Source organism: Sulfitobacter sediminivivens (assembly GCF_042611115.2).
Classification (GTDB): domain Bacteria; phylum Pseudomonadota; class Alphaproteobacteria; order Rhodobacterales; family Rhodobacteraceae; genus Sulfitobacter; species Sulfitobacter sediminivivens.
Map to the genome: position 1 here is coordinate 1 of NZ_JBHGAR020000007.1, position 26,803 is coordinate 26,803.

Sequence of the window (26,803 nt, forward strand, 5' to 3'; positions counted from 1 at the left end):
ACGAGCCAGAACCTCCAATGCTCAAGCCGCTCTGATGTCCCAATTTATATGACGACGGACACCTCAGCTTGATGGTTGTATACGCTTCCAGATCTATAGGTGCGGTCAAAGTACTTCTCAGGCGTAAATCTGAACGCGTCTGTTAGGCCTGTTGCCCGATCAAACCCATCGTTAAGGATGAAACCAGAGAGTGCGTCAGCACTTCGTTCGAAAAACATATCATAGTTTGTGGTGAAGAGATTGGCTTGACGCGAAAGCAGTGTGTTTTTCCGCTCGAACAAGATACGGTCGACATTCCTAAGGAAATCTACATACCCATCAAATGTGGCCTTGGTCTTCCCGTCAATAATTTCTGCGACGATGTCCTCATTGGCATCCTCTATTTCCTCAATGAATTGTAGGGCAGTAAGGTTCGCTGTCTCGAATGCTCCGGCAGTAATCTGATCATTGATCTCTGCTTCGATGTCGCCTGCGACGCTGATAGCAGGCATAGATGCGCCTGATCCAATAAGGAAGTTCAGGTTACCTGACTGAATATAGGACGCCAGAATTTTCTCGTGGTCTTCGGAGCTGTCATCGAGTTTGATTGTTCGTGCCATAGTTGCTCGTAATTTAAGATTTAAGGCTAATTCATGTTGTCGGTTATCGCTTAGTATCGCGAGATGGTCAGGGCGCAGCAATAGCTGCTTACCAAAATAACCTAGGTAATGTTCGATTGGGTTGCACTAACAAGTGTACATTGAATATCTATGCCAAACAAATTTATGGCGTATTGAGCTGCTGTCAGTTTCGTGGACGGTAACTTAAGCTTTCATCGCTCTCTCCTCGTACTGCGAAGGGCTTAGATAGGGCCAGTGGATGAAGTTCCGCTGTGGATCACAATCTTAAACATCAGAACACTGATGACATGATTTGAAAAGCAGTCGGTTTATGTTGGTGACCCAGATCGGACCACTTCTCGAACTCCAATGCTTCCAGCGCATAAGGCCAGTGGATGAAGCTCCTCAATGGAAACACAATCTTAGAAACCAGAACCCCGAGAAATAACAGCAACACAAAGGATGTTCCGTTGGTGCACTCACGATGGTAGTATTATGTCATGTCTAAAATACCAGCACTAGCTAGTCTCAAAGTCGCCGGGTTCCGCGGTTTTGGCGAAGAAAAAAAGCTCAACTTCGCTCAACCGGATGGCTCTCCGGGTAGCGGTCTCACAATACTTGTTGGTCCAAATAACTCAGGAAAGTCTACTGTTGCTGAAGCTGTTATGGCGGCGACCCAACGTCAGAACAAGCCGCCTACTTTCAGCGAAGGCAAACGAAATTCTGTCGCCGAAGGCCGAGTAAAGATTGAGTTGACAGATAATGAAGGTCGAGCAAGAGTTGTCGAAACACTCGCATCTGGTGGAAGTGAAAGCGTCTTTTCTGGTGACTCGACCACGCCGTCGCAGAGTCAGGTTTTTGTTTTGCCATCGCGGCGTAAATTCGAACCATACTTTGGGAAGTCTGACACAGAGCGCACTTCGTACGTGAACAATTCGCAGAATCTTCCCAATACGCGCGCAGGGCAGACTGATTTCTCTGGAAGAATTTTTCATATTAACAATGATCCGGCACGCCGAACTGCTTTTGAGGGCATCTTAGGCAAAGTGCTGGATCCACTGCCTGTGTGGACGATAGACCAAACAGATCAAGGGAATTACTACCTCAAGTACTCAAACAAAGATCATACCCACAGCAGTGATGGTTTGGGCGATGGTATTCTCAGTGTATTCTTTATCGTAGATGCCTTGTACGACTCTGAATCCGGATCGACCGTGTTCATTGATGAACCAGAGCTGTCCCTACATCCGCAGCTTCAAGCAAAAGTGTTATCCTTGTTGGTTGAGTTTTCTCAGGATAGACAGATCATAATTTCGACCCATGCCCCAAAATTCATCGACTGGAATGCAATTGTAGCGGGTGCAAAAATTGCTCGTGTTGTTAATCATGAAGGTCAAGTTGGAATATATGAACTCAGCGACGATACGAGAACTAGAATAAAACAACTACTCGCTGACATGAACAATCCACACGTTCTTGGCCTTGATGCCAATGAAGTCTTCTTCTTGTCAGACGGTGTCTTGCTCGTCGAAGGACAGGAGGACGTAATGTATTTCCCAAAAGTCCTGAACGATCTGGGATTGGAAATTGATGCCGAGTTTTATGGTTGGGGTGTAGGCGGTGCAACCAAGATGGGGACAATAGCTGCCATACTTAACGATCTAGGCTTTTCAAAGGTTGCTGGCATCTTGGACGGCAATCTGTCCGATCATATCCCGTCCCTCCAAGAGCAGTTTCGAGAATATCATTTTGTGAGTCATCCAGCCGACGACGTTCGGTACAAGAAAGATCGACCAGAACTCACAAGTTTATTGGATGAGAAGAACAAATCGGTTCGGGAAGAATTTAGGCAAGAAACCACAACAGCAATCACAGCAGTTCGGCAATACTTCAAAAAGTGATCCGGTCGGACAGTTCGATTCTCCGTTGGCCTTCTCTAAAATACGGCTGTATTGCGTGAGTATCTAATTGTTGGTCTCGAACCAAATCTACCGCTCTATCGAGCGGTAGATTCGAGTTATTGGTCATGCTGACCCCTTTGGTGACCCACCCCTTGCCAAGGATCGACCCTTTATTGCCTCTGTTGATGTGATGACTTCTAGTAAATTCCAAAAGCTGTGTTGTGACCCAACCCTTCCCAGTTATTGAGCAATTATAACTCCGGATCATATCGTAACTTCTAGAATTTTTCAGTCTTATGTGCTATGAACCTTTTCAGTCTAGACTTTGATATCATGATGAATGCAGGGGGTTCAGCTCAAACTGCGGCATTGGAAGCGCAACCTGAAGCTTCAAAATCTAAGTATTCACACGAGCCTTAGTTCTGCTTCTTTCAATGGGCAAATACAATCGAGAAAGTTGGCTATTCTGATGGTTCTTGAATAGAGAATTTATCGTTTTCGAAAGAGGGTTTTTGAACAGGTGCTCGGAGACCAAAAGAAATGGAATTTATCCAATTCTCTTGAAACATTGGGTAAAGGAATCCCCGTTGGATCAACGTAGTGTTTAGATCGAAAATTTCCACCCTGCTCCTCCCAAGGGCCACGTTCAAATTGGGAGTATGGCGTGCACCATTCAAGATATCCCCACTCTATGTTATGGATCCTGACCTAGTATCCTCAGTTCTTGTTAAGAACACACACATCTTTCATCATGGGAACTTGCACCGGCGAATAGTGTATCCGATTTGGGGTGATGGCTTGCTGACAACAACGGACAACCACTGGGAAAAGAAGCGGCGCTCAGTGAGAGAAATTCTACCACTTGGCATGCCGAATGCGCACGAGACTCTTCTAGAAGATCACGTCAGAAGCATGCTCAATCGCTGGGAAGAGATCGGAGTAAATAATATTGAAATATTTAGTGAATTTAAGTGGTTAGTATTTCGAATCCTTTGCAGCGTCCTCCTTAATGGCAAAACCAGTCACCAGAATAGATGTTTGAAAGCGGAAATGGATTCCCTCAACACAGAGGTTGCGCGACTCAGACTAAGTTACTTTTTGATGCCGGATTCTTACCACAAGGACCGTCAAAATTTAGATTCGCAGACACGGAAATTCCTGCTCCAAGCGATTCAAGAGGTCAAAGAGAAAAGGGAAAGTAATCAAGAACTTGAGCAAATATGCGGCGAGATACTTGGCTTGCTGTTGGTAGGTTACGAGACTACAGCATCCCTCTTAACCTGGGCATACTATTCATTTCTTTCAGCTGAAAGAGACCGGCTATTTGATCAATCTTTTGATAGCATCCATTCGCCCGAGTATCGGAGAGCAGTCCTGCAAGAGACTTTGCGACTCTATCCTCCTGCATACTTGATTCGTAGAGTTGTAACTGAAAATTTTTGTCTATCAGGCTTCAATCTAAAACAAGGAGACCCTGTTTACATACCGATTTTTTCAATTCACCGCCATAACAGCTATTGGAATGATCCTAATGTGTTTAACCCAGACAGGTTTGCTCCAGGAGAAAAATGCGAATCTAGCAAACACTACCTCCCATTTGGAAAGGGACCAAGGATGTGCGTCGCAACGGCGTTTGTGATGCAAATTTCTGATATTGTGATGAAGATAATTTTTGATAGCAAGTTTGCCAAAGTTAATCTTAGAAACTCAGTACATCCGAAATTTAATTTGGTGCTTGAACCACATCGTGAAATTGAAATCACTCGCCCCGTCTAAAAGGTGAGCTTATAGGAGCAAACTCTTGTACCCAATATGGTCTGGTTTCGGCACAACTCCAATGTTCCAAAGTTTAGCGCAAAGCGAATAACTCTAGAATTTTCCCTAGTTCGAAAATATAGGTCAATGCTTGATCTACGCCCATATTCCTCGATGACATTCGCAAGCTGTCTTGCTTGCGAATGAGAGAATTTCCCCTGGTACCAAAAGTTGCAGATTTCCCCATAATGATTAACTGATACAGAAGCCTCATGGCGTTTGCTCCAAACACTCCTGATCACCAAATGCCGCCTTCTTGCTTGAAAGAACATAGCAGAGAATATCAAGAAAATCATACAAAGACCGCTAAATAATACGCCGTAGTGGTTGGACCAGGGTGATTGTTGGTAGCACCTTATTGTGCTTCGTATCCCTAAGTAGTACGATTTTTGGGCATAGATACGCATGACTAACTATCCAACACCAGATAAACGAGAGACACTTGGTTTGAATTACCCAACAGACTCTGAAATCCTTTCATTATTGCGGCATCGGCTAAGAATCGACTTTGGTGATGGATTGGATGAGTTTTTTTCACTTTGCATGAATGAAAGAAATTTTCCTCTAGGAAGCAAGCATCCAGAATACTTAGATCGTCTTTTTGTAGTATCTATCACTAAAACCCAGTTTGATCACTTTTTGGTAGCATACATTTATCTTGCCGCTGCGACGTTTGCAATGGATAGAATTTGTGACGGCCAATCTGACAGTATTTCTGACTGTCTTGGAATTCCAGAACTTCTCATTAAAGGTAAAACCCACCTATCAGATGCATTTGGTACAGCGGAAAATTTGCCTCAAGATTTCAATGCGGACTTTGCAATTTCAGCGTTATTCTCAGAATTCCGAAATGCGATGAAAACCGAGGAAAGGCTAAGAGCGACGAAATTAATTCATTCAGAAAGCGCCGAATTTGAGAACCTTACGGATCGATCCGTTCTATTTGTTGAGGCCTATAAATGGCTCTCGTTGTTACGCGGAAACATGCCTGAAGAACAGGATGTTGATCTGTTGAGGGTTTTTGTTTTCTATATGCAGCGGGGTGATGATCTAGGTGACTGGAGGGAGGATTACTTGATCGGAAATGCAACATATTTTTTGCGGCGTTGTTTTGAGCACATAGGTAGCGAATGTAGTGAGGCTGAACTTGAGAGCTTTGTCTACTTCAGTGGAGCCTATGAGCAAGAAGCCAAATTGATAATTGGTGGCCTTTTAGAGATACAAGAACAACTAGTCAGAAGACCTCAATCAGCGCATTTATCTGCCTTTGTTGATCGACAAAGAATGCGCGCCGTTAAAGTTTTGAGCAATTTCGAAAGAGCCAAAGCAGGAGGATCGTCTAGAACTTCAGATATGGGCGGGGCATTGCATTAGCCTACTTCTCTATTGACTGGTTTGAATATGTCCACTTTGAAGTACTGGCTAGTCGTTCTAATAATAAGGATAATTGGGGTTAGTACCAAGATACAAGTGATTGTATAGAGCACGGGGTCGTTGACGACTCGGAAAACTAAGATAGGGATACCCAGCATGGTTGCAAGATCAACAAAGCCCCGAATGCAGTAGAATAAATATATTCTATAGATGTTAAGGTGAATCTTTTTTCTTATGTCAGAGATTTCACCGTCGGATCTTTGTGCTGCAAATATGAAGCCCATTATTGAAACACCAGCATAGTAGACTGGAAAGAGGGCAGCTGCCAGTAATATTGATATTGTCCACGCAATTGAGACTGGCTCTAACTTTTCGACCGCAGCAAGAATGAAAATCGCTATCGCGATAAAGAGCATATTCCAGAAAAGATAAGCTAAGGTGAATCTCCAAACTGGTAGTAAGTTTGTCAGTGACATGATCTTGATGTATCTATTGTTGGAGTGCCCCAAGCGAAGGCGATAAATATCTTCGCTTGCAAAGAATATGGCGAAGATTTTCACGCCAACTATTAGAAAAAATACAATTCCAGTAAGGGAGACGACCGTATTTAAGTCAATATCATCGAGAACAGAGATTATCAGATTGAGTGGCGGTTCTGAAAAATCTACGGTGCTAGCTTTCTGATTCGATGCAATAGTCGAGATAACGTAGATAATCGCCGTTGGTATCAATACAAAAACTGAGCTGGTCGCTAACGCGTAACCTCTTTTTAATAGGTGCTGAAAATATACTAATTTTTCCATTTAGTGTTTGTTTTTGGGTATGGTGTCGCCCATTGCCGAACTATCAAGTCCTTAAAATAGTCTTTCGCACTGTAGTTGGAGTAAGGTTCAATACCAGATTTGTCTATGGCACCAGAAATGTGCACCTTTTCGTTGAGTAACACGCCCGGAACGCCCGGCAGAACGTGATGTTCGAAATGGGAAAATGGAGTGCCGAAAGATAGAAAGTGAAGCACGGCAGGAACCCTGTAGGTCTTCGCTGTGTACAAATAGTCATCGCCACGGCCGAACTCTAAGCCGTAGTGGGCAGAGTTCTGTATCATACCCCAATACAATGAAAAAATGAAATATGATAACAAGATAGAAGATAACGTATTAGTACTGTAGAGGAATACTATCCAAACAAGCGTTAAAGCTATCCCCATCAACACTAGTCCGCGATTTGCGCCATTTACACCAAATGCTACCTCTGCAATTCTTTTGTTCAGAATCCAGATCGGAGCTGCGAGCATATACATGAAATAGTTGAAACCTACTAAATTCAAATAATAGAAGACCGACGGCATAAAACCTTGCGGGTGATCAACCATTGCATTGGGTAGGTCCATCCGGCCAATTTTGTGATGCTGGCCATGCGACCGTCTGACAAACTCAAAATTGTGGAAAAAAAGTGAACTGCAAACTGCCCCCAGAACATTGTTAGATGCCGTGTCTTGCTTCTGGAAGAATGTCGCATGTTGCAACTCATGACAGCCCTGGTACATGAGTATCAGCGGAATCCAAGCAAACGAGAAATGGCCAAAAAAAGCAAGTACCGGCACGGACGTCATCAAGATGACCAACCAAAGAAAGCTGAGCTTTACTTTTATTAGGTGCCAGTACACTAGAGTTAACCGTGTGCGAGTGGTGAAGCAATGAGAGGCACATCAGCTTTCCGCAACGCGTCCAATATAGCTATCTGAGGGCTGTTGTTCGCCGGTATGATAGGATTTAGCGGAACGAGTTTCATGTCTATTTGAGTCATAGTAGTTTTCCTTTTGATAGTTTGAAAAAGTTAACAGGTTTTGTTTATGAGTCAATAATTTGAGCAACTGGAATCCCGCTCTTACGTCCAGCTCCAGCTTTGCAACCTGATTCCTTGTTTCGAAGCTTTTCGACTAGATCAGCCCATGCCTGCATTAAGTCAGTGCGCTGATCCCAGTAGGTTGTCCGGTTGTATGTTCGCCGAATGGCGTTTTGATCCTGATGTGCCAAAGCCGCCTCAATCACATCTCCCTCAAACCCATGTGTGTTCAAGATTGTGCTGGCTGTCGCACGAAACCCATGCGCGGTTACTTCTTCCTTTGAATAACCCATCCGCCGCATGGCGGAGTTAAAGGCATTTTCAGACAGCCATTTCCGGTTGGAGTTGAGAGACGGAAAGATCAGCTCCACGCCCTTAACATCAATCCAGTTTTGCCGAACCAGCTCAAGCGCTTGTGTTGATAAAGGCACCACATGGTCACGCCGCATCTTCATGCGTTCAGCGGGAATAGTCCAAGTGGCTGCATTAAGGTCGAATTCTTGCTGTTTTGCACCACGCACTTCACCAGGTCGTGTCATCGTCAGGATTTGAAACAACAACGCATCTTTGATGACGCCAGTACCAGTGTATGCATCCAAATCGCGCAGGAACTGCCCGAACACCTTTTCATCGGTGATAGCCGAGCGGTGTGTGACCTTGACAGGCAGCAACGCTCCCTTCACCGCTTGCGTTGGATCATTTTCCGCCCGCAGAGTAACAATCGCCAAACGAAAAATCGCTGAAAGTGTACCGCGCAACTTCTTTGCCGTCTCGCGGCGTCCGCTACGTTCTACTTTCTTCAGCAGATGCAGTATTTCCGCAGAAGTAATTTCATTGATCGGCCTATAATGCAGCACTTCAGCCAACGTATGCACATGCCAAATCTTCTTGCGCATCGTCGCTTCGGCGAGTTCACGGTCACGAGCTTGTTGAATAAATTCTTCAGCTACGAGAATAAATGTGGTTCGCGCCTGCGTTTCAGCCTCAATCTGATCAAGACGCTTTTGGACCGATGGATCACCACCATCAGCCAACAATGCGCGAGCCTCGTCTCGTCGTTGTCGCGCCTGTGCCAGTGTGATGCCTGGATATGGACCGTGGGATAGGAGTCGTTCTTTTCCAAAGTGGCGGTACTTCTGTTGCCAGAGCTTTGCACCGTTTGGCTTAACTAATAGAAACAACCCGTTCGAATCGCTAAGCTTGTACGGCTTATCGCGACTCTTAGATTTTCTGATTTTCATGTCCGTTAAGGGCATTGGGGGTATCAACCTCGCGCTTGGGGCAGAGTACCCCCGATGATACCCCCAATCACTCAGTTTTCTGGGGGTATCGAGTGTTCAACTATGTTCATAGTGATACATGAAAGCGACGAAAAACTCAATGATTTTGAGCCTTTATGGTCATTTATGTTGAGGAAAAGTGGTGCCCAGGAGAGGACTCGAACCTCCACACCGTTGCCAGTACTAGCACCTGAAGCTAGCGCGTCTACCATTCCGCCACCTGGGCAGGTCACGTGAGCCGTGCATCTAGGCGCGGCGCGGGCGTGTGTCAATGGAAATTTGCCTCGAAATACGAAGGTTCTGACCTTTGCCACTTCGCCAACTGCAATTCCGGCTTGTCCGGGGCTGGCGCGGCAGGTACATCCTATTGGTGAGTTTTTTGCGCGCAGGAGCATCATCATGTCAAAGCTGGTAACCATCTATGGCGGATCGGGGTTTGTCGGGCGATATATTGTGCGGCGTATGGCCAAGGCGGGCTGGCGCGTTCGGGTTGCCGTGCGCAACCCAAACGAGGCGATGTTTGTGCGGCCTTACGGTGTGGTTGGTCAGGTTGAGCCGATCCTGTGCAATGTGCGGGATGATGCGTCTGTGCGTGCAGCGATGCAGAGTGCCGATGCCGTCGTGAACTGCGTTGGTATTCTGGTTGAAAATGGCAAGAATGTCTTTGATGCAGTGCAGGCCGAAGCGCCGGAGCGCATCGCCCGCATTGCTGCGCAGAGCGGTATTTCGCGGATGGTTCATATCTCAGCGATCGGGGCCCACCCGGAGTCTGACAGTGACTATTCCCGCAGCAAGGGCGAAGGTGAGGCAGGTGTGCTGGACCATATGCCAGATGCCGTAATCCTGCGCCCGTCCATTGTGTTCGGGCCCGAAGACGGGTTTTTCAACCGTTTTGCAGGAATGACCCGAATGAGCCCCATCTTGCCTGTTGCTGGTGCCGATACGCTGTTCCAGCCGGTCTATGTGGATGATGTTGCCGAGGCCGCTGAAATGGGTGTCAAAGGCGCGGCCAAGGGCGGTATTTATGAGCTGGGCGGGCCGGACGTCGATACATTCCGCGGGTTGATGCAGCGGATGTTGGACGTGATCCATCGTCGCCGGTTGATCCTGAATATGCCGAACCTGATTGCGCGGATGATGGCGTTTGGTTTTGACATGCTTCAGGCAGTCACATTTGGATTGTTCACCAATAATATGCTGACCCGTGACCAACTAAAGAACCTCAAAAACGATAACGTCGTGGCCGATGATGCGATGGGATTTGATACTTTGGGGATCGACCCTATCTCGATGACAGCAGTCTTGCCCGACTACCTTTGGCGGTTCCGTCCCTCCGGGCAATTTGATGCGATTAAAGATTCTGCCCGGAACTTGCGTCGCAGTTGATGGATCAGTCGACCACGCTTGTTGCTGCATTTCTGGGTTTGCTGGAAGGGCTAACGGAGTTCATTCCAGTCTCTTCGACCGGTCACATACTGTTGGCTGGCCACTTTCTTGGCTTTGATAGCGCGGGCAAGACCTTTGAGGTTGTGATTCAACTGGGTGCGGTCCTTGCTATCCTGACGATCTACGCCGCGCGTCTTTGGGCTGTGTTCAGTTCTGCCCCGCATGATCCGCAGTCGCGGCGGTTTATTCTGTCGGTGCTGATCGCGTTTCTGCCTGCGGTTTTCATTGGCGTTCTGGCGCATGATTTCATCAAGACAGTGTTGTTTGAAACACCGGTCCTGATCGCGGTGATGCTGATTCTTGGCGGGATTGTTCTGATCTTTGTGGACCGTGTCGCGCCTGAGCCGTCACACCATGAGGCGATGGAATTTCCCTTGCTGATGGCGCTTAAAATTGGTTTTATTCAATGCCTTGCGATGATCCCTGGCGTGTCGCGATCGGGTGCTACGATTGTGGGCGCATTGATGCTGGGGGCGAGCAAACGCGCAGCGGCGGAGTTTTCGTTTTTTCTGTCGATGCCGACTATGGCAGGGGCTTTCGCCTATGACCTTTATAAGAACCGCGATATCCTGGATGCTTCGGCAATGGGTGAGATTGCGGTCGGATTTTTGATGGCGTTCATCACCGCGGTTTTAGTGGTGAAGTGGCTGCTGGGCTATGTCAGCAAGCACGGATACGCTCTTTTTGGGTGGTGGCGAATCGTTGTGGGCCTGTTGGCGTTGGTGGCTTTGACCGGCGGATATTAGCAAATAGGTCCGTATCGGATTTAATTTAGGACAAAAATTTGCCACAACACAGCCAATGAAGAAATAAAGCGGCATATAGGTCAGCAATGCTGCCTTTATCTTTGTGCTCTTATGTAATACCCCGGACATCCAATGGTTTGACTGAGGGGCGGAATCATGGCTAAGCAGCCGATGCTGAAATTTACGAGCGTTGAGCGGGATATGCCCGAGAAACGTCCTCCAAACCTACGGCGCACAGATTTCAACGAGATTTATGCCGAGTACGCGGATGCCAAGGCAAAGGAACAATCCAGTCGGTGCAGCCAGTGTGGTGTGCCCTATTGTCAGTCGCACTGTCCCTTGCACAACAATATTCCTGATTGGCTGCGATTGACGGCAGAGGGGCGTTTGCAAGAGGCCTATGAGATCAGTCAGGCTACCAACACATTTCCCGAGATTTGCGGACGCATCTGCCCGCAAGATCGCCTGTGCGAAGGAAATTGCGTGATCGAGCAATCCGGCCACGGCACGGTCACGATCGGGTCAGTTGAAAAATACATCACTGATACGGCGTGGGAAAAAGGTTGGGTGCAGCCCATCAAGCCCAGTGTTGAACGCAATGAAAGCGTTGGCATCATTGGTGCGGGCCCCGGTGGTCTGGCCGCTGCGGATGTTCTGCGCAGGCAGGGTGTGCAAGTCACGATCTATGACCGCTATGACCGTGCGGGCGGCTTGCTGACCTATGGCATCCCCGGTTTCAAGCTGGAAAAAGACATCGTTATGCGCCGCAATGATCAACTGGCCGAGGGCGGCGTGACGTTTGAGCTGAACTGTGATGTCGGGCGTGACATTTCGTTTGCCGATCTGCGCGCCAAACATGACGCGGTGATCATTGCGACGGGTGTCTATAAAACACGGGAAATTCGTGCGCCGGGCATCGGAGGTTTTGGTGTCGAAAGCGCGATCGATTTTTTGACCGCCAGCAACCGCAAAAGCTTTGGCGATACGGTTGAGGAATTTGAAACCGGGCGTTTGAACGCAAATGGCAAGAAAGTGGTTGTCATTGGCGGTGGCGATACAGCGATGGATTGCGTGCGCACGTCGATCCGGCAGGGTGCGGAGAGTGTGAAATGTCTGTACCGCCGTGACCGCGCCAATATGCCCGGCAGCCAGCGTGAGGTCGCCAACGCCGAAGAAGAAGGCGTGGTGTTCGAATGGTTGAGCGCGCCCAAGGGATTTGTCGGCGACCCGGTCAAAGGTGTGATGGTGCAAAAGATGCGTCTGGGCCAGCCCGATGTGTCAGGCCGTCAAGCGCCCGAAGTGATCGAAGGTGCCGATTATGTGGAAGACGCTGATCTGGTGATTATGGCGCTGGGATTTGAGCCTGAGGACCTGCCAACGCTTTGGAACGAGCCGGACCTGCCGACAAACCGGTGGGGAACGATCAAAGCTGATTACGTGACCGGAGCAACAGCAATGGACGGCGTTTATGCCGTGGGTGATATTGTACGCGGTGCATCGTTGGTGGTCTGGGCCATCAAGGACGGTCGCGATTGTGCCGAAGCGATCCTGAAACGTTTGGATGAACCTGCGGCAATGGCGGCGGAATGAGCATGGTATCGGCGTCTGTGCAACGTCGGTATTGTGTCGGTATTGGCACCATCATCTGCCATCGGGCATGGCACAAAGGCTGACCCTTTTCAGCCAGAAGGTTAAGAATTCTTTAAGCGAAGCAATCATCAGGGAGAAGTGACATGAGCGGATCAAAAACAGGTGGATGTTTATGCGGTGCCACGCGATTTGAGCTTGCTGAGGCACCAACCGAATACGGCGCATGCCATTGCGGCATGTGTCGCAAAATCAGCGGTGGGATTGAGATGGGAATCTATGTACCGCCCGGCGGCATCACCTGGACCCAGGCCGACACCCTGCGCACCTATCCATCCTCGGAATGGGCCGAACGGGGCTTTTGCGGCACCTGCGGGTCAAATATGTTCTGGCGTTTGACAGTGTCAGGCCCGATGCATGGCTTGTTAAGCCTGTCGGTCGGCGCGCTGGACAGCATGGAAACCATGAAATTCGCCACCGAAGTCTATGTGGATCACAAACCCAAGAGCCATTCCTTTGCCGGACGTCGCAAGAAGATGACCGAAGCCGAGGTTCTGGAAAGTGTTGGCATTTCCGATGGCTGACCGAATTGAGGGCCGCTGTCTTTGTGGTGCAGTGAATATCCAGCTTGAGGCCCCCGCAGGTTGGGTCGGAGTCTGCCATTGTCGAATGTGCCAACGCTGGTCCGGGTCACTTTGGGCCGGTTTTCCGGCCGATCCCGAGACGGTCAGCGTTACGGGCCCAGTGCGGCGCTACAAATCCTCAAAGCTGGCGGAAAGAGCATTTTGCGAAACATGTGGTAGCCATCTTTGGATGCGAGACCACAAAGAAGGCGCGCCCTATGATTTGATGCCCGGATTGTTTGATGAAAGTCGGACCTGGCCTTTGCAAGGCGAGATATATGTAGATGTAGCGATGGCGTCGATGGCGATGGCCGGGCAACATCGCCGCGCGACCGCCGCAGAGTATCAGGCGAAAAACCCCGAGACAGCGGGGATTTCCGATGAGTGAAAAGATAAATGGTCAATGTTTGTGCGGTGCCATCAAAGTCACTGCAACCACAACAAACCCCATTGTCAGAGCCTGTCATTGCGACATGTGCCGCCAGCATACGTCGTCGATGTTCATGTCGTTGGCCACGGACTCCGGCAGCGAAACCATCGAAGGCCCGGCAAAGTCGTTTCGGTCTTCTGATTGGGCAGAACGCGGGTTTTGCGAGGTCTGCGGATCGACGCTTTGGTATGGCACGCTGCATGATAATGCAAAACACCTCGCGGCGGGCCTGTTTGAGAACGCTGCGGACGCGCCGCTGAAGATGGAATTTTTCGTAGATAAATGCCCGCAGGGGTATGCGTTGTCAGGCGATCACAAGCGTCTGACCGCCGAACAGACAATCGCGCTTTTTGCGCCCGAAGAAGAAAGTTAAGTCCGATGACACGCGATTTTGATGCATCCGAGACGCAATATGATGACGAATGGGTGGCCCGCGAAGAAGCCAAACGCGCGATGATGGCCGAAAAGGGGCTTTATTCACCCGAGGAAGAACATTCCTCATGTGGGGTCGGGTTGGTCGTGAACATCGACGGGTCCAAAAGCCGCGATGTGGTGTTGAACGGGATCAAAGCGCTTAAAGCGATCTGGCATCGGGGCGCAGTTGATGCTGACGGCAAGACGGGAGATGGCGCGGGTATTCACGTGCAAATCCCGGTGCCGTTTTTCTATGATCAAGTGCGCCGCACGGGACATAGCCCGCGTGAGGACGAACTGATTGCGGTTGGTCAGGTATTCTTGCCCCGCACAAACTTTGCAGCACAGGAAACCTGTCGAACCATCGTTGAAACCGAAGTGTTGCGGATGGGGTATTATATCTATGGCTGGCGGCATGTGCCGGTCGATATTTCGGTTCTGGGCGAAAAGGCCAATGCGACCCGGCCCGAGATTGAGCAAATCCTGATCTCCAACGCGAAGGGTGTCGACGAAGACACGTTTGAGCGTGAGCTTTATGTGATCCGTCGCCGGATCGAAAAGGCCGCGATCGCCGCACAGGTCCCGCAGATGTACATCGCGTCAATGTCGTGCCGCAGCATTATCTACAAAGGTATGATGCTGGCCGAACAGGTGGCGGAATTCTATCCGGACCTCAAAGATGACCGGTTCATCAGCGCCTTTGCGATTTATCATCAGCGGTATTCGACCAACACCTTTCCACAGTGGTGGCTGGCGCAACCGTTCCGCATGCTGGCGCATAATGGTGAGATCAACACGCTTAAGGGCAACCTGAACTGGATGAAGAGCCACGAAATTCGCATGGCTTCGGCCACGTTCGGCGACATGGCGGGTGATATCAAACCGATTGTCGCGGCCGGGTCATCCGATTCTGCTGCGCTGGATGCGGTGTTCGAGGTGCTGGTGCGTGCCGGGCGCAACGCGCCGATGGCCAAGACGATGCTGGTGCCGGAAAGCTGGTCAAAACAGGCGGTCGAGCTGCCGCAGGCGTGGCGCGATATGTATTCCTATTGTAACTCGGTGATGGAGCCATGGGATGGTCCGGCGGCCTTGGCGATGACCGATGGGCGGTGGGTTTGTGCGGGTCTTGATCGTAGTGGCCTTCGCCCGATGCGATATGTGGTGACGTCCGATGGCATGCTGATTGCCGGATCAGAGGCGGGCATGGTGCCGCTGGACGAGGCGAGCGTCGTTCAGAAAGGGGCCTTGGGACCGGGGCAGTTGATCGCAGTTGATATGTGCGAAGGAAAGCTGTTTCACGACACCGAAATCAAAGACAAGATGGCCGCGCACCAGCCGTTTGGCGACTGGGTCGGCAAGATTGTCGAACTTGATGATGCGCTGGGCGCAGTGACGGAAAAGCCATTGTTTGAAGGCAATGAATTGCGGCGCAGACAGGTCGCGGCGGGCTATACCATTGAAGATCTGGAACAGATCCTTGCCCCAATGGCCGAAGATGCCAAAGAAACGCTGGCCAGCATGGGTGATGATACGCCGTCTGCCGTCCTGTCAGAGCAGTACCGCCCGCTTAGCCATTTCTTTCGGCAGAACTTTTCTCAGGTCACAAACCCGCCGATTGATTCACTGCGTGAGTACCGCGTGATGAGCCTGAAGACGCGGTTCGGGAACCTCAAGAACGTACTGGACGAAGACAGCAGCCAGACCGAAATTCTAGTGCTGGACAGCCCTTTCGTGGGCAATGCCCAGTTTGACGAAATCACGCAGCATTTTAACGCTGATCTGGTAACAATTGACTGTTCGTTTGAACCCGGTGTCGGGCATCTGAGCGATGGATTGGCCCGTATTAGAGCCGAAGCAGAGGATGCGGTGCGGTCGGGTGCCGGGCATCTGGTCCTGACCGATCAAATGAGCGACGAGGGCCGTGTGGCCATGCCGATGATTCTGGCCACAAGTGCGGTGCATTCGCATCTGGTGCGCAATGGCCTGCGGACGTTTTGTTCTTTGAATGTGCGGTCTGCGGAATGTGTTGATCCGCATTACTTTGCCGTCCTCGTCGGCTGCGGCGCGACCATTGTGAATGCCTATCTTGCCGAAGATTCATTGGCGGACCGGATCGGTCGCGGATTGCTTGATGTGTCTCTAACACAGGCTGTTCATCGGTATCGCACGGCAATTGATCAGGGTCTGCTAAAGATTATGGCCAAGATGGGGATCAGTGTGATTTCGTCCTATCGCGGCGGGCTTAACTTTGAAGCGGTCGGATTGAGCCGGGCGATGGTTGCGGAATATTTCCCCGGCATGACCAGCCGTATTTCAGGCATCGGCGTCACCGGCATTCAACGCAAAGCAGAGGCTGTTCATGCAAAGGGCTGGCAAGGCGATGGCGTTGTCCTGCCGATCGGGGGCTTTTACAAAGCGCGCACCTCAGGCGAGACGCATGCCTGGGAAGCGTCGTCCATGCATATGCTGCAAATGGCCTGTAACAGAGCCTCATATGAGATGTGGAAGCAGTATTCGGCAAAGATGAAGTCGAACCCGCCGATCCATCTGCGCGATCTGCTGGACATCAAGCCTTTGGGTGCGCCCATTGGCCTCGAAGAGGTCGAGAGCATCACATCAATCCGCAAGCGGTTTGTGACGCCGGGTATGTCGCTGGGGGCGCTCAGCCCTGAAGCGCATAAGACGCTCAATGTTGCGATGAACCGCATTGGTGCAAAGTCAGACAGTGGTGAGGGCGGCGAAGATCCGGCACATTTCACCCCGGAACCGAATGGCGATAACCCATCTGCCAAGATTAAACAGGTCGCATCGGGGCGATTTGGTGTTACCGCCGAATACCTGAACCAATGCGAGGAGTTGGAGATCAAGGTCGCGCAAGGGGCGAAGCCCGGTGAGGGGGGGCAATTGCCGGGGATGAAGGTTACCGAACTGATTGCACGTCTGCGCCATTCAACCAAGGGCGTGACGCTGATTTCACCGCCGCCGCACCACGATATCTATTCGATCGAGGATTTGGCGCAGTTGATCTATGACCTCAAGCAGATCAACCCGCGCTGCAAGGTGACGGTGAAATTGGTCGCATCCAGCGGCGTAGGGACGATTGCCGCAGGTGTGGCCAAGGCCAAGGCGGACATTATCCTGATATCTGGTCACAACGGCGGCACAGGTGCATCCCCCGCGACAAGCATCAAATATGCGGGTCTGCCGTGGGAAATGGGTCTAACAGAGGCGCATCAGGTGCTGAGCATGAACAACCTGCGCGACCGGATCACGCTGCGCACGGACGGAGGACTGCGGACTGGGCGCGATATCGTTATGGCGGCGATGATGGGGGCCGAAGAATACGGCATCGGGACGGCAGCCTTGATTGCGATGGGCTGTATTATGGTGCGTCAGTGCCAGTCGAACACCTGCCCCGTTGGTGTGTGTACGCAAGACGAGGCGTTGCGCGAAAAGTTTACCGGCAATGCCGACAAGGTGGTCAATTTGATTACCTTTTATGCCACCGAAGTGCGCGAGATATTGGCGAGCATCGGTGCCAGGTCACTTGGCGACGTGATTGGCCGTGCCGATCTTTTGACGCAGGTGAGTCGAGGGTCAGCGCATCTGGATGATCTGGACCTCAATCCGCTGTTGATCACTGTCGATGGCGCGCATGAAAACGTCTATGACCGCGACAAGCCGCGCAATGCAGTGCTCGATACATTGGATGCCAAGATTGTCCGTGATGCGGCGCGATTCCTTGAAGACGGGGAAAAGATGCAACTGAGCTATGCCGTTCAGAATACGCATCGCACCGTGGGCACCCGAACATCGAGCCATATCGTGCGCAAGTTCGGCATGAACAATTCGTTGCAACCTGATCACCTGACCATCAAGTTGACGGGGTCAGCGGGTCAATCGCTGGGGGCTTTTGCCACCAAGGGTCTAAAGCTGGAAGTTTCGGGTGACGCGAACGATTACGTCGGCAAAGGGTTGTCTGGCGGCACCATCGTCGTACGACCGACAATGGCGAGCCCGATTGTGGCGTCCGATAACACCATTATCGGTAACACCGTTCTTTATGGGGCGACCGCGGGCTACCTCTTTGCTGCGGGCCGTGCAGGAGAACGATTTGCGGTCCGAAATTCGGGTGCAAAAGTTGTGATCGAAGGCTGTGGCAGCAACGGGTGCGAATATATGACCGGCGGGGTTGCCGTGATCCTGGGTGAAATTGGCGCGAACTTTGGCGCAGGCATGACCGGCGGGATGGCCTATCTTTATGATCCAAAGGGTCGTGCGGTGGCGTTGATGAACCGTGAAACGATTGTGACCTGTCCGGTCACTGTTGATCTTTGGTTGAACCAAGTCGAAGAAATGCTGAAAATGCACCTAAAAGAGACCGGAAGCCGACGCGCCGCCGATATCTTGCAGCACTGGGACACGGAAAAGCATCACTTTTTGCAGGTCTGCCCGAAAGAGATGTTGGCGCACCTTCCTGCGCCACTCAGCAATGACCAATCGGCGATTCCTGCGGAATAGTTTTTGGTATAACGTGTTGTCCGACCAGACCGCCAATCGGTCTGGTCGGTGACGAGGGAAGTCAGATGCGTCGGTTTTTCGCCTCAATTGACTAAGATTTTGCCCAAATAAGAACCAATTTGACCAGCATACCCAAGATTGTTTCCAATGAGGGTGCTCAGATGCCAACGGCCTACGAAGACCAGTTTTATACAATCGACCCCGGCTCTCCGCCTGCGGTCGGGACTGCCGTCACCTTTCAGCGCGTCGAGTTCATTGACAACGACGACAACGGTCTCATTCAGCCGAATGTCGGCGATACTTATAATGGTGTTCAGATCACCAGTGTTTGGCAGGGCGATACATTGACGATCAACGTGCCCGGCATCGGGGACGTGACGTACACCGGGGTCACATTTTATCTGGCAAGTGGTCCGGCGGTGTTTACCCCAACGGACGGGCAGGTCTTGCAGGACGGTACATTTGTCAGTTCGACATTTGTGAGCACCAGCACACAAACACCTGTTGGTGCCTTTGGGCCGACCTGTTTTACGCCCGGAACGCTGATTGAAACGCCAGACGGTCCGGACTTGATCGAGGACTTGCGTGTTGGCGACCTTGTCACGACGTTGGACAACGGCGCACAACCGATCCGAATGATCATCCGCGACCGGTATTGCGCAAGCGGGGAATTTGCCCCGATCCTCTTTGCTGCGGGGGCTGTCGGGAACGACGTGCCTTTGCTTGTATCGCCGCAGCACCGGCTGTTGATTACGGGGTGGCAGGCCGAACTATATTTTGGTCAGAACGAAGTTCTGGTTGCCGCAAAACATCTGGTGAACGGTCATTCCATCAAACAGGTGTTGGGCGGCATGGTTGAATACATCCATCTTCTTTTTGATACGCATCAGATCATTTTTGGCGGCGGTGTCCCGTCTGAAAGCTACTTTCCTTCACATGCAATGGTCAGACAAGATGCGGATGCAATGGGCGAAATCCTGATGTTGTTTCCAGATTTCAAAGTAAATGCAGAAACTGGTTGGGCATTGGTCCGTCCGGTAGTGCGCCGGTACGAGGCACAGTTATTGGCCGCGTGAGCCGCCGCTTTACCACCCGGATATCTGCTGATGAATCGCAATCCTGCCACATTTCTGCAGTGGACAAAGTACATCCTTTGGCCAAAGGAGTTGCAGTGATTGGGACTTTTTTGGCGCACCATGCCGGATCACGGGCATCTCGCATCGATTCAAGCTTGTTATGATTGAGTCTAATTGTGGTTTCACTTTATAGCTAGGCATGGCCCGGCGCTCCAAAACTTCCAAGACCAAAGCAAAAGCGCCTGCAAAGCGTTCGATAAAACGACGTGTATGGCGCGTGGTTTTGAGGGCGGTTTCGGCGGCATTTCTTGTGGTTTTCTTTCTTGTCGTGCTAACGGTGTTCGTGAACCCGCCAACCAATGCCTACATCTTTTCGGAAAAGCGCCGCTTGGGGACGGTCAAGCATTCCTGGGTCGCGATGGAGGATATTGCCCCGGTGATGGCGCGGTCGGTGGTGGCCGCTGAAGACGCCAATTTCTGCGAACACTGGGGGTTTGATTTGGTTGCGATCAAACTGGCCATTGCCCAGGGATCGTCCCGCGGCGCATCCACGCTTAGCCAACAGACTGTCAAGAACGTGTTTTTGTGGCACGGGCGGTCGTGGGCACGCAAAGCGATGGAAGCGCTGATAACCCCTTTGGTGGAGGCGATCTGGACCAAACGCCGCATTGTTGAAGTGTATTTGAACGTGGCTGAATTTGACGAGGGTGTGTTTGGTGTAGATGCGGCGGCACGGCATTATTTTGGTGTTGAGCCCGCGCAGCTGACGCCGACACAGGCCGCGCGTCTGGCGGCGATCCTGCCTTCTCCCAAAACGCGATCTGCGTCCAGCCCATCGACGGCGGTTCGTAAAAGGACACGGCAAATTATCAGCGGGGCGGCGACGATTCGCGCGGACGGACGCGCTGATTGTTTCGAGAGTTGAATTGCTTATCGATACCGGGCATTGAAGGGCACCGCCCTTTTTGCACCGGAACCTCATTATGGCCCGCTTGTTTCATGTCCCGCTTTCCCCGTTTTGCCGCAAGGTCCGTCTGAGCCTTGCTGAAAAGAAGGTCGAAGTAGAGCTGGTCGAGGAACGATACTGGGAACAGGACCCTGATTTCATGCGCCGCAACCCGGCAGGCAAGGTGCCGGTGCTGCGTCTTGATGGCATCATGATGTCAGAAAGCGCTGCAATCTGCGAATATATCGAAGAAACACGCCCCGAACCTTCACTGTTGCCAAGCGATCCGGTGCAGCGCCTGGAAGTGCGGCGTCTGGTCAGTTGGTTTGACGACAAGTTTCATTCTGAGGTGACGTCGAAACTTTTGTATGAACGGGTCAACAAGAAAATGATGAAGCAAGGGTACCCTGACAGCGCCAATGTCAAAGCGGGGGCCAAGGCGATCAAATATCATCTCGACTATATGGCATGGCTTTTGGATCACCGTCGCTGGTTGGCAGGTGACAAGATGACCCTGGCAGATTTCGCGGCGGCGGCGCATTTGTCATCGCTCGACTATATTTCGGATGTGGATTGGAACCGCAGTGAAGGGGTGAAGGACTGGTATGCCAAGATCAAATCCCGCCCTGCCTTTCGGGCGCTGCTTGCGGATCAGGTGTCGGGATTTCCGCCGCCAAAGCACTATAATGACCTTGATTTCTAGAGGCTGATTTCCGGGGGTTCCCCCCGGAGCCCCGAGTATTTTTGGCGAAAAGAATATGGAACGCACCCTGAAGGACAGATTGGTCGAACAGGCGCTGGCCGAAGGGTTTGCCGGGTGCCGGGTGTGCAAACCCTGGGATGTGCCGGAGGTGCCGGATCGGTTGGCCGCGTTTGTAGAGGCCGGATACCATGGCCAGATGGGGTGGCTGGAGGAGCGGATGCCGTGGCGTGGCAATCCGGCGGCTCTTTGGCCCGAGGCGCGATCGGTGATCATGTTGGCGGAATCCTATGCGCCGGCGCATGATCCACTTCATATTTTGAAGCATTCCGAAAAGGGGGCGATTTCGGTTTATGCGCAGGGGCGTGACTATCATGACATCGTCAAAAAGCGGTTGAAGCGGTTGGCGCGCTGGCTGATTGCGCAGGAGACCTGCGAGGTAAAGGTGTTTGTGGACACCGCCCCGGTGCCGGAAAAGGCCCTGGCGCAGGCGTCCGGCCTTGGGTGGCAGGGCAAGCATACGAATGTTTTGAGCCGTGATTGGGGCAACTGGGCCTTTTTAGGATCTGTTTTTACGACGTTGGATCTTGAGGCAGACGAGCCTGAAGTGGATCATTGCGGGTCTTGTAAGGCCTGTCAGGATATCTGTCCGACAGATGCGTTTCCGATGCCTTACAGGCTGGATGCGCGGCGTTGTATTTCATACCTGACGATTGAACATGCAGGGCCAGTGGACCCTGATCTGCGCGCCAGGATGGGCAACCGCATATACGGGTGTGACGATTGTCTGGCAGTCTGTCCGTGGAACAAATATGCAGTCGCCGCGAGCGATATGCGATATCATGGGCCAGCCGTGAAACCCGCTGATCTGGTTGAGCTTGTGGCGTTGGACGATGCCGCGTTTCGGGCGCGGTTTTCGGGATCACCGATCAAACGCATTGGTCGGAACCGATTTGTCCGCAACGTGCTATACGCAATCGGCAATTCGGGAATAAGAGAGTTGCAAGATGCGGCACGGCCATTGACGGATGATGCAGATGCGGCGGTGTCAGATGCTGCGCGCTGGGCGGTTGACCGTCTGTCCAAAGCTTGACCCAAACGGGGTGGACCTGTCGCGGATAATCTCTAAACCATCCATAACATGAGCAAGGAGAAGCCAGTGGCGTTGCTGTTGGGTGTTGATACAGGCGGAACATATACAGATGCGGTCCTGATCCGTGACGATGAGACGGTGATTGCCTCTGCCAAATCACTGACCACCCGGCATGATCTGGCGATCGGTGTTGGCGGGGCTGTGCGTGCTGTTCTGGCAGAAGCGGCGATCAATCCTGAAGAGGTGTCGATGGCATCGCTGTCGACCACGCTGGCCACAAACGCGCTGGTTGAAGGGCAAGGTGGGCGTGTCGCACTAATCTACATCGGATTCAAGGAAAGCGATCTGGTGGCGCACGGTTTGGCCGAGGCGCTAAAGGGTGATCCCCATGTGGTTCTGACGGGCGGGCACAATCACGCGGGCGGCGAGGCCAGGAAGCTGGATGAAGATAAATTAATCGCCTTTTTAGAGACACATAAGGACGATGTCAGCGGCTTTGCAGTCGCCAGTCAATTTGCCACGCGTAACCCGGCGCATGAATTGCGCGCGGCCACGTTGGTTGCCGAGATTACAGGACGGCCGGTGTCATCGTCCCATCAGCTTTCCGCGAAACTGAATGGGCCAAAGCGCGCAATGACCGCGGTGTTGAATGCGCGGCTGATTGGGATGATTGATCGTTTGATCGGGCGCGCCGAGGATACATTGACAGACCTTGGGATTACTGCGCCGCTTATGGTGGTTCGCGGTGATGGTGCGCTTATTTCAAGTGCACAGGCGCGCGAACGCCCGATTGAAACTATTCTCAGTGGCCCAGCCGCGTCGATTGTGGGTGCACGTTGGATGACCGGTGCGGATTATGCATTGGTCAGTGATATTGGCGGGACAACCACGGATATTGCTCTGTTGAAAGGCGGGCGGCCTGCAATTGATCCGGCGGGGGCGCGGGTCGGTGCGTATCGCACAATGGTCGAAGCCGTTGCCATGCGCACGACCGGATTGGGGGGCGACAGTGAGGTTCATTTCATCTCTGAAGGCCTGTCGGGAGGGGTGACTTTGGGGCCAAAACGGCTGGTGCCGGTGTCCTTGATTGCGATTGATGCCGCTGATGTTGTCCACGCCGCCCTTGATGCGCAACTGCGCAGTGTCACACCCGGTGAACATGACGGGCGGTTTATTCGTGCCGTGCCAGGGCAGACCCATGAGGGGATTGGCCCGCGGGAAGCAGCACTACTCGAGCGTATCGGTGATGGGGTACATCCGTTGGGTGATATCCTGCGCGCGCGGATTGAGCAGGGTGCGCTAAAGCGATTGGTAGAACGCGGACTGGTGCAGATTTCAGGGGTGACGCCGTCGGATGCGAGCCATGCGCTGGGACGGGTGTTGCATTGGGATGCAGGGGCGGCGCGAAAGGCATTGCTGCTGTTCGGTCGCAGGCGCACAGGGGCTGGCAATATGCTGTCGACCAGTGCTGAGGCTGTGGCAGAGATGATCGTTGATCGGCTGACGCATCAGACGGCATTGGCCTTGTTAGAGACTGCTTTTGCCGAGGAAAACCCCGGTTTTGATTTGGCACCAGAGGTATTGGCAAGCCATGTTTTGATGCAACGGGGCATGTCGGGGCACGTCGGGCTGGTCAAGTTAGAGACTGGTTTGAACGTGCCGGTGATCGGTTTGGGGGCTTCTGCCTCAAGCTATTATCCTGCAGTTGGTCAATTGGTTGGATCAAAGATGATCTTGCCGGAACACGCTGGAGTGGCCAATGCGATTGGTGCGGTTGTTGGGCGCGTTACAATGCGACAAAGCGGGACGGTGACGTCACCAAGCGAGGGAAGATACCGGGTTCATCTGATGGATGGGCCAAAGGACTTTGGCGACGAGGACAGTGCAATGGGCATGTTAGAGATTGTTTTGCGCGATAAAGCGGAGGCAGATGCCCGTGCGGCAGGTGCCGCTGATATTCAAGTGAGTGTCAAACGGGACATTCGCAAAGCGGGTGTTGAATCGCGGGATGTTTTTATCGAAGCGACCATCACCGTTGAGGCCGCAGGCAGGCCGCGGGTGGCCGAGGGGTAGTCAATGCCCCCCGGCCCGCACCGTTATTCAGCTGCGGCGCGTTTGGGCAGAACCCAATCGGCACGGGGGAAGTGGCAGGTATAGCCGTTTGGCACCCGTTCGAGGTAATCCTGATGCTCTGGTTCGGCTTCCCAAAAATCGCTGACCGGTTCGACCTCAGTAACGACTTTGCCGGGCCAAATGCCTGATGCTTCGACATCCGCGATTGTATCAAGTGCAACCGCCTTTTGATCTTCGTTGACATAATAGATTGCTGAACGATAGCTCATACCGCGGTCGTTTCCCTGACGGTTTTCAGTCGTTGGATCATGGATCTGAAAAAAGAACTCCAATTGTTCGCGGTACGATGTTTTGGTGGGGTCAAAGATCACTTCGATCCCTTCGGCATGGGTGCCGTGGTTTCGATAAGTCGCGTTTGGCACATCGCCGCCGGTATATCCCACGCGGGTTGAAATCACGCCCGGGCGCTTGCGGATCAGATCTTGCATTCCCCAGAAACATCCGCCGGCCAATACTGCGCGCTCGGTTGTCATGTTACGTCCTCCACTTGGTTCAGGTAATCGCCGTATCCTTCGGCTTCCATGTCGTCACGGTGCACAAACCGCAATGATGCTGAATTGATGCAATAGCGCAGGCCGCCACGGTCGGCTGGTCCATCAGGAAACACATGGCCAAGGTGGCTGTCGCCGTGGGTGCTGCGGACTTCGGTGCGGATCATTCCAAGCGACGCGTCACGCAGTTCACTGACATGGGCGGGTTCAATCGGTTTGGTGAAACTGGGCCATCCGCAGCCGGAGTCGTATTTGTCTGCCGATGCAAACAACGGCTCACCAGATACGATATCGACGTAAATTCCGGGTTCCTTATTGCTGAGCAATTTGCCGGTTCCTGGGCGTTCTGTGCCGCTTTCTTGAGTCACATAGAATTCTTCGGGCGATAGGGCGGCGACAGCATCGGGGTTTTTCTCATAGCGGGGCATGGCGTTCCTTTCGCAAACTGTTGCTTGGCATTAGATGGGGCGTTGCATGGAAATTCAAAGGGTTTGTCATATCTGTGCAACTCTATGTGATGTGAATTCGTATGTTTACCACAAAGCACATAAATAAGAGGAATGGCGATGCGTTGGATTATAGTCGTGATGATGTCTTTGTTGGGGGCGACCGCAGGTATTGCCGGGCCACGCGATGTGACATTTTTTAACATCGATGGTGGGACATTGAACCTTGCCGATTGGGCAGGCCGTCCGGTGCTGGTGGTGAATACCGCGTCCCAATGCGGCTTTACCTTTCAATACGCTGGGCTGCAGGCCCTTTATGACCAACATCAGGCACGTGGTCTGGTGGTGCTGGCTGTGCCATCGGATGATTTCAATCAGGAACTGGCCAGTGCAGAAAAGGTCAAGGAATTCTGTGAGATCAGTTTCGGCCTCAACTTGCCGATGACCGACATCACCCATGTCCGTGGTGCGCAAGCGCATCCCTTTTACAAGGCACTCGCCGCTGAGGTGGGGTTCGTGCCGAAATGGAACTTTAACAAAGTGCTAATTGGGCCAGATGGAGGTGTGGTGGGAACCTGGGGTTCATCGATCAAGCCGCAATCGCCTGCGATTGTGAATGCGATCAAGCCGTTGCTGAATTGAACGGCCCTGCTTAGGCTTCCGATTGGAAAAGGGAGCCTTTGATGCCTGATATAAAACCGGATCTTGACGCCGCCTATGCAATAGAGACACCCGAGGATAACCGTCGCCTCTATGCGGATTGGGCAAAGACCTACGACGACAGCTTTGCAGCGGATATGGATTATCAACTGCCGCGCATGGTTGGATTGATTTTTTGCGAGGCATTCAGAGGGTCCGGGCCTGTGCTGGATGTTGGCGCGGGTACCGGGTTGTTGGCACAAAGCATCCCGATCAGAGCGATGTTGGAAATTGATGCACTGGATATGTCGCCAGAAATGCTGGGCATAGCTCGGCAAAAGGGCCTGTATCGCAAGACCATCGAAGCAGATTTGACCCAACCGTTGGATATTGCAGATAACATCTATGGCGCGATCGTAAGTTCAGGCACTTTTACACACGGGCATGTGGGACCGGACGCATTGGATGAGCTTTTGCGCATCGCCCGATGCGGTGCTGTCTTTGTATTGGCGGTAAACGCGGAACATTTCGTGGCACGTGGATTTGCCGAAAAATTCGCCTTGATAGAGCCGCATATCGAAGGTTTGCAGCACCATGATGTCAACATCTATGGTGCCGACGCGGACGCGACGCATAAAGATGATCTTGCGTCGATTACTGTTTTTAGAAAAAGGTGAAAACGCTCAAAAATCCCTTAT

General features: G+C 51.9%; 23 protein-coding genes and 1 tRNA gene. 17 read left to right on the forward strand and 7 right to left on the reverse strand.

All coding sequences use genetic code 11. The features are described from left to right. Positions 1-44: 44 nt before the first annotated feature. Positions 45-599 (reverse strand): hypothetical protein, encoded by a 555-nt coding sequence (locus tag ACEWL3_RS09215; RefSeq protein WP_386182505.1) that lies wholly within the window; start codon positions 597-599, stop codon positions 45-47. 500 nt (positions 600-1,099) lie between these two features. Here ACEWL3_RS09215 and ACEWL3_RS09220 point away from each other — a divergent pair, with 500 nt between their 5' ends. From ACEWL3_RS09220 to ACEWL3_RS09230, 3 genes are all read left to right on the forward strand, one after another. After that, positions 1,100-2,500, forward strand: coding sequence for an ATP-dependent nuclease (locus ACEWL3_RS09220; protein ID WP_386182503.1), 1,401 nt, complete (start codon positions 1,100-1,102; stop codon positions 2,498-2,500). Between the two features lie 774 nt (positions 2,501-3,274). Then, on the forward strand, positions 3,275-4,276 hold the full coding sequence (locus ACEWL3_RS09225) for a cytochrome P450 (protein WP_435000779.1): 1,002 nt from the start codon (positions 3,275-3,277) through the stop codon (positions 4,274-4,276). 444 nt (positions 4,277-4,720) lie between these two features. After that, positions 4,721-5,689: a hypothetical protein gene (locus tag ACEWL3_RS09230; RefSeq protein WP_386182499.1), complete on the forward strand. Its 969-nt coding sequence runs from the start codon at positions 4,721-4,723 to the stop codon at positions 5,687-5,689. Here ACEWL3_RS09230 and ACEWL3_RS09235 read toward each other — a convergent pair. The 4 genes from ACEWL3_RS09235 to ACEWL3_RS09250 form a co-directional block, all read right to left on the reverse strand. Then, the gene (locus tag ACEWL3_RS09235; protein ID WP_386182497.1) at positions 5,686-6,492 is read right to left on the reverse strand and encodes a hypothetical protein; all 807 of its coding nucleotides are present in this window, start codon (positions 6,490-6,492) and stop codon (positions 5,686-5,688) included. The two genes, ACEWL3_RS09230 and ACEWL3_RS09235, sit on opposite strands and share 4 nt — an antisense overlap. Continuing rightward, positions 6,480-7,301: a fatty acid desaturase gene (locus tag ACEWL3_RS09240; protein ID WP_386182495.1), complete on the reverse strand. Its 822-nt coding sequence runs from the start codon at positions 7,299-7,301 to the stop codon at positions 6,480-6,482. Before ACEWL3_RS09240 ends, ACEWL3_RS09235 begins: the two co-directional genes overlap by 13 nt. 238 nt (positions 7,302-7,539) lie before the next feature. Continuing rightward, complete coding sequence (locus tag ACEWL3_RS09245) at positions 7,540-8,775, reverse strand: tyrosine-type recombinase/integrase (RefSeq protein ID WP_386182493.1); 1,236 nt, start codon at positions 8,773-8,775, stop codon at positions 7,540-7,542. Positions 8,776-8,954: 179 nt separating this feature from the next. After that, positions 8,955-9,040: transfer RNA gene (locus ACEWL3_RS09250), tRNA-Leu, on the reverse strand. Between the two features lie 173 nt (positions 9,041-9,213). On the opposite strand from ACEWL3_RS09250, the gene ACEWL3_RS09255 reads away from it, so the two are divergent. From ACEWL3_RS09255 to ACEWL3_RS09310, 12 genes are all read left to right on the forward strand, one after another. Then, positions 9,214-10,200 carry a complex I NDUFA9 subunit family protein gene (locus ACEWL3_RS09255; RefSeq protein ID WP_386182491.1) on the forward strand — a complete coding sequence of 329 codons (987 nt, stop codon included), beginning with the start codon at positions 9,214-9,216 and terminating at the stop codon, positions 10,198-10,200. After that, on the forward strand, positions 10,200-11,006 hold the full coding sequence (locus ACEWL3_RS09260; RefSeq protein WP_386182489.1) for an undecaprenyl-diphosphate phosphatase: 807 nt from the start codon (positions 10,200-10,202) through the stop codon (positions 11,004-11,006). Before ACEWL3_RS09255 ends, ACEWL3_RS09260 begins: the two co-directional genes overlap by 1 nt. A 156-nt stretch (positions 11,007-11,162) precedes the next feature. Then, positions 11,163-12,596, forward strand: coding sequence for an NAD(P)-dependent oxidoreductase (locus ACEWL3_RS09265; protein WP_386182487.1), 1,434 nt, complete (start codon positions 11,163-11,165; stop codon positions 12,594-12,596). 143 nt (positions 12,597-12,739) lie between these two features. After that, positions 12,740-13,177, forward strand: coding sequence for a GFA family protein (locus ACEWL3_RS09270; protein ID WP_386182485.1), 438 nt, complete (start codon positions 12,740-12,742; stop codon positions 13,175-13,177). Then, complete coding sequence (locus ACEWL3_RS09275) at positions 13,170-13,604, forward strand: GFA family protein (protein WP_386182483.1); 435 nt, start codon at positions 13,170-13,172, stop codon at positions 13,602-13,604. Before ACEWL3_RS09270 ends, ACEWL3_RS09275 begins: the two co-directional genes overlap by 8 nt. Further along, positions 13,597-14,019, forward strand: coding sequence for a GFA family protein (locus ACEWL3_RS09280; protein ID WP_386182481.1), 423 nt, complete (start codon positions 13,597-13,599; stop codon positions 14,017-14,019). Before ACEWL3_RS09275 ends, ACEWL3_RS09280 begins: the two co-directional genes overlap by 8 nt. A 5-nt stretch (positions 14,020-14,024) precedes the next feature. Beyond that, positions 14,025-18,581 carry a glutamate synthase large subunit gene (gltB, locus tag ACEWL3_RS09285; RefSeq protein ID WP_386182479.1) on the forward strand — a complete coding sequence of 1,519 codons (4,557 nt, stop codon included), beginning with the start codon at positions 14,025-14,027 and terminating at the stop codon, positions 18,579-18,581. A 119-nt stretch (positions 18,582-18,700) separates the two neighbouring features. Next, a complete protein-coding gene (locus ACEWL3_RS09290; protein ID WP_435000781.1) occupies positions 18,701-19,657 on the forward strand; it encodes a Hint domain-containing protein in 957 nt (318 codons plus the stop codon). Between the two features lie 199 nt (positions 19,658-19,856). Further along, positions 19,857-20,582: a monofunctional biosynthetic peptidoglycan transglycosylase gene (gene mtgA, locus ACEWL3_RS09295; protein WP_386182475.1), complete on the forward strand. Its 726-nt coding sequence runs from the start codon at positions 19,857-19,859 to the stop codon at positions 20,580-20,582. 58 nt (positions 20,583-20,640) lie between these two features. Next, entirely contained in the window at positions 20,641-21,306 is a 666-nt protein-coding gene (gene fzlA / locus ACEWL3_RS09300; protein ID WP_114876774.1) for an FtsZ-binding protein FzlA, read from the forward strand. 55 nt (positions 21,307-21,361) lie between these two features. After that, positions 21,362-22,396 (forward strand): tRNA epoxyqueuosine(34) reductase QueG, encoded by a 1,035-nt coding sequence (gene queG, locus ACEWL3_RS09305; protein WP_386182473.1) that lies wholly within the window; start codon positions 21,362-21,364, stop codon positions 22,394-22,396. 66 nt (positions 22,397-22,462) lie between these two features. Continuing rightward, on the forward strand, positions 22,463-24,469 hold the full coding sequence (locus ACEWL3_RS09310) for a hydantoinase/oxoprolinase N-terminal domain-containing protein (RefSeq protein ID WP_386182471.1): 2,007 nt from the start codon (positions 22,463-22,465) through the stop codon (positions 24,467-24,469). A gap of 23 nt (positions 24,470-24,492) precedes the next feature. On the opposite strand, the gene msrA is transcribed toward ACEWL3_RS09310, so the two are convergent. Both msrA and msrB read right to left on the reverse strand, forming a co-directional pair. Beyond that, positions 24,493-25,002, reverse strand: coding sequence for a peptide-methionine (S)-S-oxide reductase MsrA (gene msrA, locus ACEWL3_RS09315; RefSeq protein WP_386182469.1), 510 nt, complete (start codon positions 25,000-25,002; stop codon positions 24,493-24,495). Further along, positions 24,999-25,448 carry a peptide-methionine (R)-S-oxide reductase MsrB gene (gene msrB, locus ACEWL3_RS09320; protein ID WP_386182467.1) on the reverse strand — a complete coding sequence of 150 codons (450 nt, stop codon included), beginning with the start codon at positions 25,446-25,448 and terminating at the stop codon, positions 24,999-25,001. Before msrB ends, msrA begins: the two co-directional genes overlap by 4 nt. 132 nt (positions 25,449-25,580) lie before the next feature. Here msrB and ACEWL3_RS09325 point away from each other — a divergent pair, with 132 nt between their 5' ends. Both ACEWL3_RS09325 and ACEWL3_RS09330 read left to right on the forward strand, forming a co-directional pair. Beyond that, positions 25,581-26,108: a glutathione peroxidase gene (locus ACEWL3_RS09325; protein ID WP_386182465.1), complete on the forward strand. Its 528-nt coding sequence runs from the start codon at positions 25,581-25,583 to the stop codon at positions 26,106-26,108. Between the two features lie 41 nt (positions 26,109-26,149). Then, positions 26,150-26,782: a class I SAM-dependent DNA methyltransferase gene (locus tag ACEWL3_RS09330; RefSeq protein WP_386182463.1), complete on the forward strand. Its 633-nt coding sequence runs from the start codon at positions 26,150-26,152 to the stop codon at positions 26,780-26,782. The last annotated feature ends 21 nt before the right edge of the window (positions 26,783-26,803 follow it).

Excerpts from the sequence above, each read along its gene's own strand:
- ACEWL3_RS09215 (WP_386182505.1), bottom strand. The coding sequence starts at position 599 with ATGGCACGAACAATCAAACTCGATGACAGCTCCGAAGACCACGAGAAA.
- ACEWL3_RS09220 (WP_386182503.1), top strand. The coding sequence starts at position 1,100 with ATGTCTAAAATACCAGCACTAGCTAGTCTCAAAGTCGCCGGGTTCCGC.
- ACEWL3_RS09230 (WP_386182499.1), top strand. The coding sequence starts at position 4,721 with ATGACTAACTATCCAACACCAGATAAACGAGAGACACTTGGTTTGAAT.
- ACEWL3_RS09235 (WP_386182497.1), bottom strand. The coding sequence starts at position 6,492 with ATGGAAAAATTAGTATATTTTCAGCACCTATTAAAAAGAGGTTACGCG.
- ACEWL3_RS09240 (WP_386182495.1), bottom strand. The coding sequence starts at position 7,301 with ATGACGTCCGTGCCGGTACTTGCTTTTTTTGGCCATTTCTCGTTTGCT.
- ACEWL3_RS09245 (WP_386182493.1), bottom strand. The coding sequence starts at position 8,775 with ATGAAAATCAGAAAATCTAAGAGTCGCGATAAGCCGTACAAGCTTAGC.
- ACEWL3_RS09255 (WP_386182491.1), top strand. The coding sequence starts at position 9,214 with ATGTCAAAGCTGGTAACCATCTATGGCGGATCGGGGTTTGTCGGGCGA.
- ACEWL3_RS09260 (WP_386182489.1), top strand. The coding sequence starts at position 10,200 with ATGGATCAGTCGACCACGCTTGTTGCTGCATTTCTGGGTTTGCTGGAA.
- ACEWL3_RS09265 (WP_386182487.1), top strand. The coding sequence starts at position 11,163 with ATGGCTAAGCAGCCGATGCTGAAATTTACGAGCGTTGAGCGGGATATG.
- ACEWL3_RS09270 (WP_386182485.1), top strand. The coding sequence starts at position 12,740 with ATGAGCGGATCAAAAACAGGTGGATGTTTATGCGGTGCCACGCGATTT.
- ACEWL3_RS09275 (WP_386182483.1), top strand. The coding sequence starts at position 13,170 with ATGGCTGACCGAATTGAGGGCCGCTGTCTTTGTGGTGCAGTGAATATC.
- ACEWL3_RS09280 (WP_386182481.1), top strand. The coding sequence starts at position 13,597 with ATGAGTGAAAAGATAAATGGTCAATGTTTGTGCGGTGCCATCAAAGTC.
- gltB (WP_386182479.1), top strand. The coding sequence starts at position 14,025 with ATGACACGCGATTTTGATGCATCCGAGACGCAATATGATGACGAATGG.
- mtgA (WP_386182475.1), top strand. The coding sequence starts at position 19,857 with ATGGCCCGGCGCTCCAAAACTTCCAAGACCAAAGCAAAAGCGCCTGCA.
- fzlA (WP_114876774.1), top strand. The coding sequence starts at position 20,641 with ATGGCCCGCTTGTTTCATGTCCCGCTTTCCCCGTTTTGCCGCAAGGTC.
- queG (WP_386182473.1), top strand. The coding sequence starts at position 21,362 with ATGGAACGCACCCTGAAGGACAGATTGGTCGAACAGGCGCTGGCCGAA.
- msrA (WP_386182469.1), bottom strand. The coding sequence starts at position 25,002 with ATGACAACCGAGCGCGCAGTATTGGCCGGCGGATGTTTCTGGGGAATG.
- msrB (WP_386182467.1), bottom strand. The coding sequence starts at position 25,448 with ATGCCCCGCTATGAGAAAAACCCCGATGCTGTCGCCGCCCTATCGCCC.
- ACEWL3_RS09325 (WP_386182465.1), top strand. The coding sequence starts at position 25,581 with ATGGCGATGCGTTGGATTATAGTCGTGATGATGTCTTTGTTGGGGGCG.
- ACEWL3_RS09330 (WP_386182463.1), top strand. The coding sequence starts at position 26,150 with ATGCCTGATATAAAACCGGATCTTGACGCCGCCTATGCAATAGAGACA.